This window comes from Microbispora sp. H10885 (assembly GCF_014161415.1).
GTDB lineage: Bacteria > Actinomycetota > Actinomycetes > Streptosporangiales > Streptosporangiaceae > Microbispora > Microbispora triticiradicis.
Map to the genome: position 1 here is coordinate 21,294 of NZ_JABBWY010000005.1, position 14,982 is coordinate 36,275.

The 14,982-nt window shown below is 72.4% G+C and carries 13 protein-coding genes; 8 read left to right on the plus strand and 5 right to left on the minus strand.

From position 1 onward, the window contains the following. Positions 1–99 precede the first annotated feature (99 nt). The 4 genes from pepN to HHX37_RS14250 all read left to right on the plus strand — a co-directional run bounded on the left by pepN (position 100) and on the right by HHX37_RS14250 (position 5,925). Positions 100–2,664 carry an aminopeptidase N gene (gene pepN, locus HHX37_RS14235; RefSeq protein WP_182881631.1) on the plus strand — a complete coding sequence of 855 codons (2,565 nt, stop codon included), beginning with the start codon at positions 100–102 and terminating at the stop codon, positions 2,662–2,664. Between the two features lie 268 nt (positions 2,665–2,932). Continuing rightward, positions 2,933–3,475: a LemA family protein gene (locus tag HHX37_RS14240; protein WP_182885966.1), complete on the plus strand. Its 543-nt coding sequence runs from the start codon at positions 2,933–2,935 to the stop codon at positions 3,473–3,475. A 2-nt stretch (positions 3,476–3,477) separates the two neighbouring features. Next, positions 3,478–4,947, plus strand: a complete 1,470-nt coding sequence (locus HHX37_RS14245) for a DUF2207 family protein (protein ID WP_182885704.1) — start codon at positions 3,478–3,480, stop codon at positions 4,945–4,947. Between the two features lie 9 nt (positions 4,948–4,956). Further along, positions 4,957–5,925 carry a hypothetical protein gene (locus tag HHX37_RS14250; RefSeq protein WP_182885705.1) on the plus strand — a complete coding sequence of 323 codons (969 nt, stop codon included), beginning with the start codon at positions 4,957–4,959 and terminating at the stop codon, positions 5,923–5,925. 4 nt (positions 5,926–5,929) lie between these two features. Here HHX37_RS14250 and HHX37_RS14255 read toward each other — a convergent pair whose 3' ends face one another. Next, positions 5,930–7,357, minus strand: coding sequence for an amidase (locus tag HHX37_RS14255; RefSeq protein WP_182885706.1), 1,428 nt, complete (start codon positions 7,355–7,357; stop codon positions 5,930–5,932). A 273-nt stretch (positions 7,358–7,630) separates the two neighbouring features. Between HHX37_RS14255 and HHX37_RS14260 the strand changes: the two genes are divergently transcribed. Next, a complete protein-coding gene (locus HHX37_RS14260; RefSeq protein WP_244302161.1) occupies positions 7,631–8,332 on the plus strand; it encodes a nuclease-related domain-containing protein in 702 nt (233 codons plus the stop codon). Between the two features lie 98 nt (positions 8,333–8,430). Then, positions 8,431–10,269 (plus strand): dihydroxy-acid dehydratase, encoded by a 1,839-nt coding sequence (gene ilvD, locus HHX37_RS14265; RefSeq protein ID WP_182881628.1) that lies wholly within the window; start codon positions 8,431–8,433, stop codon positions 10,267–10,269. Between the two features lie 81 nt (positions 10,270–10,350). Here the strand turns inward: ilvD and HHX37_RS14270 are convergent, their stop codons facing one another. After that, positions 10,351–10,638, minus strand: coding sequence for a hypothetical protein (locus HHX37_RS14270; RefSeq protein WP_182885707.1), 288 nt, complete (start codon positions 10,636–10,638; stop codon positions 10,351–10,353). Between the two features lie 9 nt (positions 10,639–10,647). Here HHX37_RS14270 and HHX37_RS14275 point away from each other — a divergent pair, with 9 nt between their 5' ends. Beyond that, positions 10,648–10,881, plus strand: coding sequence for a hypothetical protein (locus tag HHX37_RS14275; protein ID WP_220502882.1), 234 nt, complete (start codon positions 10,648–10,650; stop codon positions 10,879–10,881). A 38-nt stretch (positions 10,882–10,919) separates the two neighbouring features. Here the strand turns inward: HHX37_RS14275 and pip are convergent, their stop codons facing one another. After that, positions 10,920–11,879, minus strand: coding sequence for a prolyl aminopeptidase (pip, locus tag HHX37_RS14280; protein WP_182885708.1), 960 nt, complete (start codon positions 11,877–11,879; stop codon positions 10,920–10,922). 163 nt (positions 11,880–12,042) lie between these two features. Here pip and HHX37_RS14285 point away from each other — a divergent pair, with 163 nt between their 5' ends. After that, the gene (locus HHX37_RS14285; RefSeq protein WP_182873708.1) at positions 12,043–12,537 is read left to right on the plus strand and encodes a helix-turn-helix transcriptional regulator; all 495 of its coding nucleotides are present in this window, start codon (positions 12,043–12,045) and stop codon (positions 12,535–12,537) included. Between the two features lie 150 nt (positions 12,538–12,687). Here the strand turns inward: HHX37_RS14285 and HHX37_RS14290 are convergent, their stop codons facing one another. Together HHX37_RS14290 and HHX37_RS14295 are read right to left on the minus strand one after the other, a co-directional pair. Beyond that, positions 12,688–14,457 (minus strand): alpha/beta hydrolase domain-containing protein, encoded by a 1,770-nt coding sequence (locus HHX37_RS14290; RefSeq protein ID WP_182885709.1) that lies wholly within the window; start codon positions 14,455–14,457, stop codon positions 12,688–12,690. A 287-nt stretch (positions 14,458–14,744) separates the two neighbouring features. Next, positions 14,745–14,960, minus strand: coding sequence for an FmdB family zinc ribbon protein (locus HHX37_RS14295; protein ID WP_111700843.1), 216 nt, complete (start codon positions 14,958–14,960; stop codon positions 14,745–14,747). Positions 14,961–14,982: the final 22 nt, after the last annotated feature.

Here is a 14,982-nt window from a genome sequence, read left to right on the forward strand (position 1 = left end):
GAATCCGTCCTGTGACCGTGACGTGGCAGGATTCATCCATCCCTGTACGCGAAGGGGCGACGGGGAACCGGGGGATTGATCATGCGATGAGGAGTGGGTGTGGCAGGGAATCTGACACGTGACGAGGCTCGGGAGCGTGCTCGGCTGCTCACGGTCCAGTCCTACCAGGTCGAACTCGACCTGACGGAGGGCGAGGAGCGGTACGAGAGCATCACGACGGTCCATTTCACCTCCGACCGGCCGGGGGCGGGCACGTTCATCGACCTGCACGGGGCCCATGTGCGGAAGGTGGTGCTGAACGGCCGGGATCTCGACGTTCGGACCTACGACGCGGACAAGGGCCGATTCCCGCTGCCGGACCTGGCCGAACGCAACGAACTGCGCATCGACGCCGACTGCTCGTACATGCGGACGGGCGAGGGGCTGCACCGCTTCGTCGACCCGGTCGACCAGCAGATCTACCTGCACAGCCAGTTCGAGACGGCGGACGCGCACCGCATGTACGCCTGCTTCGACCAGCCCGATCTCAAGGCGACCTTCGAGCTCACCGTCCTCGCGCCCGCCGAGTGGGAGGTCGTGTCGAACGGCGCCCCCGACTCCGCCGAGGACCTGGAGGAGCACCGCGGGCGGCACGGCACGCTGCAGGCCGCCAAGCGCTGGCACTTCCCGCCGACGCCTCCCATGTCGACGTACATCACGGCCCTCATCGCCGGGCCGTACGCGGTGGTGCGGGACGAGCACGACGGCATCCCGCTCGGCATCTATGTGCGGCGCTCGCTGGCCGAGCACCTCGACCCGGAGAACATCTTCGAGGTCACCAAGCAGGGCTTCGACTTCTTCCACCGCGTCTTCGGCCTGCGCTACCCGTTCGGCAAGTACGACCAGCTCTTCGTGCCGGAGTTCAACGCGGGCGCGATGGAGAACGCCGGCGCGGTGACGTTCCTGGAGGACTACGTCTTCCGCTCGCGGGTCACCGACGCGATCATCGAGCGCCGGGCCGAGACGATCCTGCACGAGATGGCCCACATGTGGTTCGGCGACCTCGTCACCATGCGGTGGTGGGACGACCTGTGGCTGAACGAGTCGTTCGCCACCTACATGTCGGTGCTGTGCCAGGCCGAGGCCACCCGCTGGGGCCAGGGCGCGTGGACGACGTTCGCCAACGTGGAGAAGTCCTGGGCCTACCGGCAGGACCAGCTCCCCTCCACCCACCCCATCGCGGCCGACATCCCGGACATGCAGGCCGTCGAGGTCAACTTCGACGGCATCACGTACGCCAAGGGCGCCTCGGTGCTCAAGCAGCTCGTCGCCTACGTCGGGCTGGACAACTTCCTCGCCGGCGTGCGCGACTACTTCAACGAGCACGCCTGGAAGAACACCACCCTGCAGGACCTGCTGTCGGCGCTGGAGCGCACCTCGGGCCGCGACCTGTCGTCCTGGTCGAAGGAGTGGCTGGAGACCTCCGGCGTCAACACCCTGCGGCCGTCGTTCACCACCGACGACGAGGGCCGGTTCCTCGGCTTCGAGGTCCTGCAGGAGGCCACGCCGGAGCACCCGACGCTGCGCTCGCACCGCGTCGCCATCGGCCTGTACTCCCTGCGGGACGGCGTGCTCGCCAGGACCAGGCGGGTCGAGCTCGACATCGTCGGGGCGCGCACCGCCGTGCCCGAGCTGGTCGGCGAGACGCGGCCCGACCTCGTGCTGATCAACGACGACGACCTCACGTACGCGAAGATCCGGCTCGACGAGCGGTCGCTGCAGACGCTCGTGAACGGCGGGATCACCGCGTTCACCGAGTCGCTGCCGCGCGCGCTGTGCTGGTCGGCCGCCTGGGACATGACCCGGGACGCCGAGATGGCCACCCGCGACTACGTCCGGCTGGTCGTGTCCGGCATCGACTCGGTGCGCGACATCACCGTGGTGCAGACGGTGCTGCGCCAGGCCCGCCAGGCCGTGCAGCAGTACGCCGACCCGGCGTGGCGGGCGACCGGCATGGGCGAGCTCTCCGCCGCGCTGCGCCGTCTCGTCACCTCGGCGGAGCCGGGCTCGGACCACCAGCTCGCCTACGTCAACGCCCTGGCCGCCACCGCGACCTCCGAGGAGGACCTGGCGTTCCTCAAGGGCGTGCTGGACGGCACGGAGGTGCCCGAGGGCCTGGCCGTCGACACCGACCTGCGCTGGACGCTCATCCACGGGCTGGTGTCCCGCGGGGTCCTCGGCGCCGCCGACATCGACGCCGAGCTGGTCCGCGACGCCACCGCGACCGGCGAGCGCTCGGCCGCCAACGCCCGGGCGGCGATCCCGGACGCGGAGGCCAAGGCCCGGTCCTGGGCGGCCATCGTGGGGGGCGAGCTGAGCGGCGCCCTGCTGCGCTCCACGATCCTCGGCTTCGTCGACCCGCACCACCCCGAGCTGCTGGAGCCGTACGGCGACCGGTACTTCGAGGAGGTCGGGCGGATCTGGAGCGAGTGGACCTCCGACATGGCGCAGAGCTTCGCGGTCGGGTGCTACCCGGCCCTGCTGATCCGCCCGGAGACCGTGGCGAGGACGCAGGACCTCATCAGCGCCCAGCAGCCGCCGCACGCGCTGCGGCGCCTGCTCCTGGAGGGCGCCGACGGCGTCAGCCGGGCGCTGCGGGCCCAGGCCCGCGACGCCTCCGCGTGACCGGGCGGCACGCCCGCCCGCCTTCCTGATCCGGTCGCCCGGCGGATGTGCCGGGTGAAAGCGGGGCGCAAGCCTCGTGCAAGACCACCGGGGTGACATGAGGGGGCCGGGCCGTTCACCCGGCACGGGCGCGGCGGGCCCCCTCCGCCGCGCCCCGCCTCTCCGGCCGTGATGCGTGCCCCCACCGGCACGCGTGCGGCCGGCGGCGGGCGTTCACCGGGTGAGCGGCCACGGATCGTCGTCCGTGCAGGAGGCCCCCGTGATCCCCATGATCGTCACCCTCGCCGTCGTGGCCGTCCTCGTCGCCACGCTCGTCTCCCTCTACAACCGCCTCGTGCGTGGCCGGGGCGCCGTCGACAACGCCTGGGCGCAGATCGACGTGCAGCTCAAGCGCCGCCACGACCTCATCCCCAACCTCGTGGAGACCGTCAAGGGCTACGCCGCCCACGAGCGGGCCACGCTGGAGGCCGTGGTCACGGCCCGCTCCCGGGCGATCGGCGCCCAGGGTCCCACGGAGCAGGCGGCGGCCGAGGACATGCTGTCCGGCGCGCTGAAGAGCCTGTTCGCCGTGGCGGAGGCCCACCCCGCCCTCAAGGCGAGCGGCAACTTCGCGGAACTGCAGCAGGAGCTCGCCACCACCGAGAACCGGATCGCCTACTCGCGGCAGTACTACAACGACGCCGTGCTGACCTACAACAACACGATCCAGACGGTCCCCGCCAACATCGTGGCGGGGATGACCGGCTTCACGCCCCGTGAGTACTTCCGGGCTCCCGGCGAGGAGCGCGGGCCCGTACAGGTCGGGTTCTGACCATGGCCGCCGCCTGGACGGCCGCCGCGGCGGTGACCGGCCTGTGGCTGCTGCTCCTGCTCGCGCTCGCCGCGGCGACGAGGAACCCGGACGTCGAGGCGGGACCGGCCACCGCGAATCTCGCCCCCCACTCCCCCGCGGTGGTCGACCTGATCACCGGCGGCTGGCGACTGTGCGACGAGGCGGCCTCGGCGACCCTGCTGGACCTCGCCGCGAGGGGCGTCGTCGGCGTCGAGGAGATCGGGCCGGAGCTGTCGCTCGTCCGGTTGCGGGGCGAACCGGGCGGCCTGCGCCCGTACGAGCGGCTCGTCTACGACCACGTCCGCGCGCTGGCCGTCGACGGGGTGGTGGCCACGGGCGCGCTGGCCGAGGGCTCGCGCGACCTCGGCCGGTGGTGGAAGAGCTTCCGCCGGAAGGTGATCGCCGAGGCCCGGGAGCAGGGCCTGTCCCGGGCGCGCTGGAGCAGGGCGCACGCGGCGCTCCTCACCGTCGCGGCGGCGCTGCCGGCGGCGGCGATCGGCATCGCGGCGAACATCTCCGACAAGGACCACGAGGCCGGGATCGGCGCGGCGGTCGTCTCCTTCGCCGGTCTCCTGGCGCTCATGGGGCGACTCAACGGCGAGCGCGGCACGGCCGAGGGGGCCAGGGCCGCCGCCCACTGGCTCGGCGTCCGCGCGCATCTGGGGACGACCGGGCGGTTCGCCGAGCAGCCCGCCGCCTCCGTCACGATCTGGGGCCGCCACCTCGCGTACGCCGCCGCGCTCGGCCTGGCGCCGCGGGCCGTCACGAGCCTGCCGGTCAGCACCCCCGCCGACGACAGCCGCGCGTGGTCCGACTACGGCGGCATGTGGCACGTCGTCCACGTCCGCTATCCGTCCCGCCTGCTGTGGGGCCGGTCGCCGGGCTCTGTCGTCGTGCGGGGCCTCGCGGCCGGCTGGTTCGCGGGCTTCTTCGCCTGGATGCTCCTGGTGGCCGCCTCCGCCTTCGACGTGTGGCCGCGCGGACTCGTCGTGCCCGCCGCTCTCCTCGTGGGCCTGGCGGTGGCCGGGCCGCCGATCCTGTTCGCGCTCTCCGACCTGACCGGCCCGGTCACCGTGGAGGGCCAGATCGTACGGCTGCGGCGCTTCCGGGACGGCGGCAAGGGCGGCGACAACGCCAGATGGACCTACTGGTGCGCGATCGACGAAGGGGGTGCCCGCGAGGTCAGGGCGATGTGCCTGGGCGGGGACATGTGGGAGCCCCTGCGCGAGGGCGACCGGGTGCGGGCCGCGGCGGGTCGCAGGACCGGCTGGATCAGGCGGATCGAGGTGATCGAGGGCTCGCGCCTCCGGAACGCCGCCTCCTACGACGACACCGGCGAGCACCTGGTGGACGCGCCGGAGAACCTGGGCGAGGTGCCGGTCCTGCCCGATCCCGCGCCCCTCCGCTCCACTGATCAAACCCGCCCATACCGCCACCGGCGTAATGAGTAGGGTCGTCGGGTGCACTCAGCCCGAGACCTGTTGATCGCCCTGGCCCGGAGGTACTCGTTCGGCGACGTCGGCGCGCTCGCGCCGGCCGTGCTCGGGGAGAACGAGCGGGCGGCCCGGGTGGCGTCGGTCTGCGAGTTCGGCCAGCGGCTGCTCACGCTCGACGCCGAGGACTTCGCGGCCGAGATCGACGCCCAGACCGTGCCCGCCGACCTGCGCCGCCGTGCCCGCGCCTGCCACATGCCGCAGACGCCGAGGGAGCAGCCGCGGGGCGCGCTCGACTCGCTGCGCCCGGCGTACGCGCTGCTCCTGGAGGTGATCGAGGCCCGCTGGCGGCGGCGCGAGCTGAGCTCGATGATCGCGGCCGTGCACATCTGCGGCGAGTATCTCCCGCTGCTGGCCTTCGAGCCCGCGCTCGGGCACGCGGGCGACCCCGCCCGCTGGCCGGAGGGCCTGCGCGCCCCCGGCAGCAGGTTCGGGGCCATGGCCGACCGCGAGTGCGACCACACCAGGGCCGAGCGGTCGGCGGCCGAGCGGACGCTGCGGGTGGCGGTGGAGCCGCCCACGGGCTGGCGGGCCTACTTCGACCGGCAGCACAGCCAGGTGGCCGGGGCCCTCGGCACCTGCGCGGGCCGGTGCCGCACCCCCTGCCGGGCCCTCGACTGGGTGCCGGACGCCGGCGACCTGGCGGCGCGCTGCCGCGTCGCGCTGGCCTTCGCCGACACCCCGCTCGTACGGCTGCGCCACGCCGCCCCGGTCGGCCACGGGTTCGGCGTGCCGTCGCCCGAGGAGACGCTGGAGGCGTGGGACCGCAGCCGCGCCGCGCTGGCCAAGCACGACGCGGCGCACGCGGTCACCGCGGACGACGGCTTCCCGCTGCCGGGGCTGCCCGCCCTGATCTCCGCCGTGGCGGCGGTGCCGGTGCGCCCCGCCACGCTGCTCGCCGACGTCTCCGCGCACGTGGTGGAGCTGCTGCGTTAGGTCGTCACCACATGGCCGGCCTGCGGTCGCCCCAGAAACCGCCGACGGACGCCTCCACCTGCGACGACAGCGAGATGAGGGTGCCCTCGTCGCCGTACCTGCCGGCCAGCATGACGCCGATGGGCAGGCCGTCGGGCGTCCAGTGGAGCGGCAGGTTGACCGCGGGCTGGCCGCTCACGTTGTAGATGGCGGCGAACGGCGCGAACCGCTTCATCCGCTCGAACGTCTCCTCCGGGGAGTCGACGTCCTCGAACCAGCCCACCGGCGCGGGCGGCTGGGTCACGGTCGGCGACAGCACCGCGTCGTAGGTGTCGGTGACGAGCATCGCGAAGCGGGTGGCGAGCTGGAGCGCCGACTGCGCGTGCAGGAACTCGGGCGCCGAGAGCGCGTGGCCCCGCTCGCGCAGCCAGGCGGTGAGCGGGCGCAGCTTCGGTTCGAGCTCCTTCGAGACGGGGTGGATGCACGAGAAGCTGAACCACAGCTTGACGAACTCGGGCACGATGTCCGGGCCGAACGGCGGCGCGATCTCCTCCACCTCGTGGCCGAGCGCCTCCAGCGCCGCCGAGGCGCTCTCGTAGGCGGCGAGCACGTCGGGGTGGACCTCCGCGCCCGGCACGGCGGGCTCGGCGAACCTGGCGATCCGCAGCCGGCCCGGGTCGCGCCCCACGTAGGCCGAGAACGACCCCAGCGCGGGCGGCGGCGCGTGGTAGAGGTCGCCGGGGTTGTGGTGGGTCATCGCGTCGAGCAGCGCCGCGGCGTCGGTGACGTTCCGGGCCAGCGGCCCGTTGGTGGACAGCCCTGCCAGGTCGGGGACGATCGGGGCGAAGGAGATCCGGCCCCGGCTGGGCTTGATGCCGTACAGGCCGCAGACGGAGGCGGGGATGCGGATCGATCCCGCGCCGTCACTGCCGTGGGCGACGGGCGCCAGACCGGCCGCGACGGCGGCCGCGGCGCCTCCGCTCGACCCGCCCGCGGAGCGCCCGGTGTCCCACGGGGTGCGGGCGGGCTCGCTCACGTAGGTCTCGGTGTAGCAGGGCAGGCCGAACTCCGGGGTGCTGGTCTTGCCCAGCATGACCGTCCCGGCCTCCCGCAGCCGCTCGACCACGCTGTCGTCCACCGGAGAGACGAACCCCTCGTAGGTGGCCGAACCGAAGTAGAGCGGCACGTCCTTGACGAAGTTGAGGTCCTTGATCGGAACGGGCACGCCCAGCAGCGGCGGGTGGTCGCCGACGTCCCCCGCGGCGATCCGGGCCTCCTGGTCGCGGGCCTGGTCGAGGGCCCGTTGGGCGGTCACCGTGACGAACGCCCCCACCCCGGGGTCGAGCCGTTCGATCCGCTCCAGGTAGTGCTCGACGATCTCGACGGGGGAGAGTTCACCCGTTCGTACGGCTGCCGCCTGCTCAAGGGCGGTAAGGTCGTGAATGTGCGCCACGCTTCCGAACCGTAGGCCGCCCGGCCGGGGATATCTAGAGAAGATACCCGGCCTTCTGAGCTTCAAATCAGCTCATGCAGGCAACAAAAGTATGAACCATTCAACACTAGGCAAGCTGTAGACGGCTCAACTACCGTGAGTGATGTGGATACCGGTCTAAGGCCAGAAGACGGTCACGATACGTCACCCATCTGGGTCGGTGACCAATCGTCGGAGCAGGCGGAACGCCCTTCGGCGCCGCCCGAGGCGGCTGCGCCCCCCGAGTACGCTCCGGTGGAGCGGGCGTCGCTCCGCGGCCTGCTGCAGGACCCGAGATACCGGCACCTGCGCCGGCGCGCCCTGATCGCGGCCGCCGCGGGGGTGGTGTTCGGCGTTCTGCTGGGCGGCTGGCGGATCGGGCTCACCGCGGCCATCCTCGCGTGGGCGGCCGACGCCGTCTACCGCGCGCGCACCATGTCCACGGTTCCCGCCTGGCGGCGGGCCTCGGCGGCGGAGCGCCGCACCGAGGCCCAGCTCAAGAAGCTGGAGCGGAACGGCTACCTGACGCTGCACGCCCGGGCCATCCCCGGCAGCGAGGCGCAGATCGACCATCTTGTCGTCGGGCCTACCGGCGTGTACGCGGTGGACTCGGAGAAGTGGGACAAGCGGCTGCCCGTACGGGTCCAGACGCACCGCAAGCTCTTCCACGGCCCCTTCAACCGCAAGCCCCGCCTCGACGAGGCCCGGTGGGAGGCGGCCCAGGCCAGCGACCTGATCAGCAAGGCGCTCGGCCGGGAGATCACCGTGGTGCCGTCCCTGGCCATCTACGGGCCGGCGATTCCCTGGCGCATCCTCAACATCCGGGACGTCGACGTCTTCTCCGGCGGCCTGGTCCGCAAGTGGATCACCAAGCGGGAGAGGTCGCTCACCACCGCCGAGATCGACGCGATCTACCGCGCCGCCGAGCGCGTGCTGCCCGCGCGTTACCCCGAGTAGGACGGCGCGCCGTCCCGGGAGGTGGACACCGGGTCTCGGCAGCCGGGCACTGGCCGTACCATTTGAAGACTCAGACGTCTCCGGATGGGGGTCCCTCGATGCCCGCTCTCAGGTCCCGCACTGTCACCCACGGCAGGAACATGGCCGGCGCCCGCGCGCTGCTCAGGGCCACGGGCGTAGCGGGCAGCGACCTCGGCAAGCCGATCGTCGCCGTCGCCAACAGCTTCACCCAGTTCGTGCCCGGCCACGTGCACCTGCGCGAGGTCGCCGAGGTCGTGGCGGGCGCGGTCCGCGAGGCGGGCGCGATCCCGCGCGAGTTCAACACGATCGCCGTGGACGACGGCATCGCGATGGGCCACGGCGGCATGCTCTACTCGCTGCCGTCCCGCGAGCTCATCGCCGACGCGGTGGAGTACATGGTCAACGCCCACTGCGCCGACGCGCTGGTCTGCGTCTCCAACTGCGACAAGATCACTCCCGGGATGCTGCTCGCCGCCTTCCGGCTCAACATCCCCACGATCTTCGTGTCCGGCGGCCCGATGGAGGCCGGGAAGGTCCCGGGCCGCAAGCTCGACCTGATCGACCCGATGATCGCCTCCGCCGACACGAGCGTGTCGGACGCCGACCTGCTGGAGATGGAGGAGAACGCCTGCCCGACCTGCGGGTCCTGCAGCGGCATGTTCACCGCCAACTCGATGAACTGCCTCGCCGAGGCGATCGGCCTGGCCCTGCCCGGCAACGGCACCACGCTGGCGACCCACACGGCCCGCAAGACCCTGTTCGAGAACGCCGGCCGGGGGATCGTCGACCTCGCCCGGCGCTACTACGAGGAGGACGACGAGTCGGTCCTCCCCCGCAGCATCGCCACCCGCGAGGCGTTCGAGAACGCGATGGCGCTCGACGTCGCCATGGGCGGATCGACCAACACGATCCTCCACATCCTGGCCGCCGCGCGTGAGGCGGGCGTCGACTTCGGGCTCAAGGAGATCAACGAGCTGTCGCTGCGGGTGCCGTGCCTGTGCAAGGTCGCCCCCGCGACGGCCAAGTACCACGTCGAGGACGTGCACCGGGCGGGCGGCATCCCCGGCATCCTCGGGGAGCTGGACCGGGCCGGCCTGATCCACCGCGACCTGCCGACCGTGTCCTCCTCCTCCATGGCCGAGTACATCGCCAAGTGGGACCCGAAGTCTCCGGAGGTCACCGAGGAGGCCATGGAGCTGTGGCACGCGGCGCCCGGCAACGTGCGGACGGTCAAGGCCTACTCCCAGGACGCCCGCTGGGACTCCCTCGACCTCGACCGCGCCGAGGGCTGCATCCGCGACCTCGACCACGCCTACACCCGGGACGGCGGGCTCGCCGTGCTGTACGGGAACCTCGCCCAGGACGGCTGCGTCGTCAAGACGGCCGGAGTCGACGAGTCGATCTGGCGCTTCTCCGGCCCCGCCGTCGTGTTCGAGTCGCAGGAGGACGCCGTCGAGGGCATCCTCGGCAACCGGGTGAAGCCCGGTGACGTGGTCGTCATCCGCTACGAGGGCCCCAAGGGCGGCCCCGGGATGCAGGAGATGCTCTACCCGACGAGCTTCCTCAAGGGCCGCGGCCTGGGCAAGGCGTGTGCCCTGGTCACCGACGGCCGCTTCTCCGGCGGCACGTCCGGCCTGTCCATCGGCCACGCCTCGCCCGAGGCGGCCGAGGGCGGCACGATGGCCCTGGTCGAGGACGGCGACGTCATCGAGATCGACATCCCGGGCCGCTCGATCGAGCTCAAGGTGGCCGAGGACGTGCTGGCCGCCCGCCGCGAGCGGCTGCTGGCCGACCTCGGCGGCTACCGGCCGCGCGACCGGCAGCGGACGGTCTCGGCCGCGCTGCAGGCGTACGCGGCGCTCACCACCTCCGCCTCGACCGGCGCGTCCCGCGACCTGACCCAGTTGTCGCGCTGACCGCGACACCGCCACCGGGCCCGCGTGCCGTACGGCGGGGTCGCGCGGGCCTCTGCGTACCGGAGACGGCTCTCCTTCGTCTCAGGCGTCCGGTTCCCCCGCCGCGCCCTTCGCCGTCAGCGGCTCACCCGGGTGTCCGGGCAGCGCCGCCGCGAGCAGCGCCCAGGCCGACTGACGCATGGTCAGCACCGCCTGCTCGCGGGTGAACCCGGCGATGTCGGTGAGCCAGATCAGCGACTCGATCCCCGTCGCGGACCGGATCGCCACGGCCAGCCCGCGGACGTCGAGCCACGGGTGGGTGCTGCGTAGCGGGTCCGCGTCCTGCAGTATCGGGACCGGCCCGGCGACAGGACCGCACCGCACCGTCATCCGGACAGCGTGATGATCACCCTCACCTCGTTCAGGCGCAGGCTCACCGCCGGCGGCCGTCAGGTGGATCTCGCCCTGGAGGCCGGCCAGGTGCGGTGGCTCGACGCGCAGGAGCACTCCGGCGAGAACATCGGCGACACCACGACCCACTCCCTGTTCGTGGAGCTCAAGGAGCCCGCCCCGGCGCCGGACGCCGGCACGGCGGCCCGCGCGGCGGAGACGCCGCTGGGACCCGCGACCTGACCCCGTTGCCGCACCGACACCGGGCCCGGCGCCGGTCGTCAGCCGGGCGGCGCGGCTCCGAACCAGTCCAGCGCCGCCCCGATCTCCCGGCGCATCGCGTCGCTGCCGGTGTGGCCCGAGTCGTCCACCACGACGAGACGCGCGTCCGGCCAGGCCCGGGCGAGTTGCCAGGCGGTCTCCAGCGGACCGCCGAGGTCGAGGCGGCCGTGGACGAGCACTCCGGGGATGCCCGCCAGCCGGTGCGCGTCGCGGAGCAGGACACCCTCCTCCAGCCAGGCGGCGTTCGAGAAGTAGTGCGCGCAGATCCTGGCGAACGCCTGCAGAGCGGGGGAAGGCCGGTCGCTGTAGGCGTTCGGCGCGCCGTTGACCTCGTGCGCGATCACCGCGTCCTCCCACGCCGTCCAGGCGTGCGCCGCCCTGACCCGTACGTCCGGGTCGGGATCGGACAACAGCCGCGCGTAGGCGGCGAGCAGGTCGCCGTCGCGCCGGTCCTCGGGGACGCCGCACCGGAAGCGCTGCCACTGCTCGGGGAGGAAGCGGCGGACGCCCCGGTACAACCAGTCGATCTCGGAGCGGCGGGTCATGGTGACACCGGCGAGGACGATCTCCGACACCCGCTCCGGATGGGCCTCGGCGTAGGCGAGGATGAGCGTGGAACCCCATGACCCGCCGTAGAGCAGCCACCGGTCGACGCCGAGGTGCTCGCGCAGCCGCTCCATGTCGGCGACGAGGTGGTGGGTGGTGTTCGTCGTGAGGTCGGTCGCCGGATCGCTCGCATGGGGCAGGCTCCGGCCGCAGTTGCGCTGGTCGAAGAGAACGATCCGGTAGCGCCCGGGGTCGAAGGCCCGCCGCTGGCGGGGCGTGCAGCCCGAGCCGGGCCCGCCGTGGACGACGAGCGCGGGCTTGCCCTCGGGGTTCCCGCAGACCTCCCAGTAGACGAGGTGACCGTCGCCGGTGTCCAGGTGCCCGTGGTCGTAGGGCTCGATCGGAGGATGCACGACGGAGAAACTACAGTCGGCGGCCCGGACCGGAAAGCGATCAAGGCGGTCGTGGCGGCATGCGACAGGGTCAGGAGAAGGTGGCCGCGCGGTCACGTGAACCTGTCCGCTGTTCCGAGCACCCGTTCGGGAAAATGTCAGTCCTGATGATTATTGTCGAAGCATGGCCAACGTCATTCGGCACACGCTGACCGCCGAGGAACTCGCCGCCCTCGCCCTTTCCCTCGCTCACCTCGGAGCCGGCCCCCAGTCGGTCACCGCCCGGCGCGGCCTGCGCCACGCGTTCCAGCACCTCGAACTGGACGACGACGTCATCGCCACGACCCTCACCACACTGACGACCCCGCTCCCCACCGACGTCGCCCGCCGGGTGCGGGCGGTGGCCAACGCGATCACCGCACGCCTGGTGATCCGCATCCAGTACCACGACGCCGGCGGCCGGCTGTCGGTCCGCGACGTCGAGCCGGTGACCTGCATGGTCCACGGCGAGTTCTGGTACCTGGTCGGCTGGTGCCGCCTCAGGCGGTCGATCAGGGCGTTCCGCTTCGACCGGATCCTGGCGGTCGAGCCGACCGACCTGCCGGCCCGCGCGCACCTGCCGCAGCGTTACCTGCCGTTCCAACGCCGGCCGCGGGTGAGGCGCCCGACGGCCGCCTGACCCGCTCATTCCCCCGATGCGGTAGCGGACCGATGCCGTAGCGGGCGGGTCCGCAGGCGTGGGCGGCACGCCTGCGGACCCGTCCGGCTACTCGTCTTGCACCGTGCCCCGGTTTCATGTCTCCGGGCCGCTGCGGCAGGAGCCTGCGACCTAGTGCCGCTGGTCCAGCTTCCGGGCCTCGGTGAGGAGGTCGGCGAGCGCCTGGGTCACCCGCAGCACGCCGTCCCGCGCCGCGGCGTCCTTGATCTGCTTGCCCGCCCGATCGGCGAGCTGCCGCAGGTGCGCGATCGCGGGGGGCTCGTCGCCCGCGAGGCCGGCCCGCTCGGCGTGCCGGAGACGGTCCTCCAGGCTCGCCCCGACCGCCTCGGTGATGGCGCCGGAGGCGACGTACTCGCCGACGAGGTCGCGGATCTCGGAGTACCAGGCGGGATCGCGGGTGAACGACCGCGAGATGTAGCCGGCTGCGACATCGGTGAGCGTGGTCGCCACCACCTTGTCGGCGTACGACCGCGTGGCCGGGTAGAGCTGCGCGAGTTGCGCGCCGGTCAGCGGCAGGGAGCTGCCGTCGAGGAAGCAGAAGCCCGGGCCGGTGTTGGTGCCGGTGTTGATCCGCAGCGGCGCCTCCTGCTGTGCGAGGCGGATGCCGCCGAGCGCGAGGCCGAGGGAGTCCCGTGCGATCGCCGGCGGAGCCGTGTCCGTCATCTGGATCTTGGGTGCCGCCGGAGGCTGCACGCCGTAGGCGATCCAGGCGAGGGTGTGGTCGTACACGGCGTTCTGCACCATGTGCTGGGGGATGCGGGACAGCGAGGGCAGCGCGCACGTCTGCGGCTCGCCCGGGTAACCACCGGGATAGCTGCCGATGTCCCGCTTGCGCAGCGGGCCGTAGTCCCGGATGAGCTTCCAGTCGCCGTGCGACGCCCCGGCCACCTCCCAGCTGCGCAGGATCGCCGAGTCGGCCTGGGCGCGGGCGGCCGCCGGCAGGATGCCGCCGCTCACGTCGCCCTCGGAGTTGACGCGGAACACCGGCGTCGGCAGGTCGGTGCGCAGCACGCCCCCGCCTCCGTGCAGCACGACCGCGTCGAGGACGTTCGCGAGCGGCTGTACGGCGTTGTAGTAGTTCGCCAGACGGCCGGCCGACTGCGAGTGGCCGGTCGCGATCACGTATCGCGGCCGGGGAAGCTCGCCGAGCGGGCCCTTCTTGCCGGCGGGGCTGCGGACCGCCTTAACGGCCTGGCTGAAGATGTCGTAGGACAGGCTGTCGTCGCCGACCGTCCCGCCCGCGGTCACGTCCAGCGTTCCGTAACGGTCCGGGCTCCACGCCTTGAGCCCGGTCGCGGAGTGCACTCCGGCGCGCTGCACGGAGACGCCGACCCAGGCGTACCCCTCCCGGATCAGGTGCTCGTGGGACTGGAACCAGTCGACCTCCTGGTCCCACTGGTTGCTGACGTTGTACCACTCGGCGATCACGACGCCGTTGAACGCGCGGGCGTCGGCCGGGCGGCGCACGACGATGCGGGTGCGGTACGGGTTGCCGGTGCTGACCACGGTCGCGGTGCCGGTACCGCGTGTCGCGTAGCTCGTCGCCGTGCCGGAGACGAAGAACTCCTGCTCGACGTAGCCCGCCGACCTGAGGTCGACGTCGGTGGCGAGGAACGGATACCCGTGCTGGGGACTACCGACCGGGGAGGTGTTCGCGATCGGCCCCGTGAGCACCGGGTTCGCGACGCTCTCGCCGGTCGCCGTGGACGGGCGGGGCGCGGCGGGGCCGCCCGCGAGTGGTCCGCCAGGTGGTCCGCCGGGCGTCCCGCCGGGACCTGTCGCGCTCGCCGGAGCGCAGAGGGGGATGGTCAGCGCGCCGGCCAGGCCCAGCGCGATCAGGCTTCTGCGGACGTTCCGAAGAGGAGGAAGGAGAGCAGGCAAGAACGTCACCTCGCTGAGAGAGAGGCTGCGCGGGCGGAGCGCCCGCGCCGGGGGTGTCTCTGAGGCAGAGAGACTAACTTCCACGAAAGTCGAAAGATAGTCTTACTTAACACCAACTTTATGTTTGAGAGTCAAAAGTTCGACTCGGCATGGACAAAGCGGAGTTCACGGCAGAGCCCGCTCACCGCTCAGCCGTGGAACGCGGACGGCCCGCGGGCGTGTCTTCCACACGCCCGCGGGCCGTCCGTACCGCCGGGACCCGATCCGAAGCGGGTCCGGCTCGGGGATCATCCCCCGCAGCACCCTCCACCACAGCAGCCGCCGCCCGCGGGGCGCGCCGCGGGAGCCCCGGACGCCTTGCCGGTGACGGCGATGGTGGACAGCAGCTTCACGGTGTCGTCGTGGCCGGAGGGGCAGACCGCCGGGTCGCCGGCCTCGGCCATGGGGCGGTTGAGCTCGAACGTCGATCCGCACGCGCGGCAACGGTAGTCATAGCGAGGCATGCGTCCAGAGTACGGCCGATCC

What these genes read in the sequence shown, in the direction of transcription:
- HHX37_RS14240 (WP_182885966.1), top strand. Translation starts at nt 2,933, where the DNA reads ATGATCGTCACCCTCGCCGTCGTGGCCGTCCTCGTCGCCACGCTCGTC.
- HHX37_RS14245 (WP_182885704.1), top strand. Translation starts at nt 3,478, where the DNA reads ATGGCCGCCGCCTGGACGGCCGCCGCGGCGGTGACCGGCCTGTGGCTG.
- ilvD (WP_182881628.1), top strand. Translation starts at nt 8,431, where the DNA reads ATGCCCGCTCTCAGGTCCCGCACTGTCACCCACGGCAGGAACATGGCC.
- HHX37_RS14270 (WP_182885707.1), bottom strand. Translation starts at nt 10,638, where the DNA reads ATGACGGTGCGGTGCGGTCCTGTCGCCGGGCCGGTCCCGATACTGCAG.
- HHX37_RS14285 (WP_182873708.1), top strand. Translation starts at nt 12,043, where the DNA reads ATGGCCAACGTCATTCGGCACACGCTGACCGCCGAGGAACTCGCCGCC.
- HHX37_RS14295 (WP_111700843.1), bottom strand. Translation starts at nt 14,960, where the DNA reads ATGCCTCGCTATGACTACCGTTGCCGCGCGTGCGGATCGACGTTCGAG.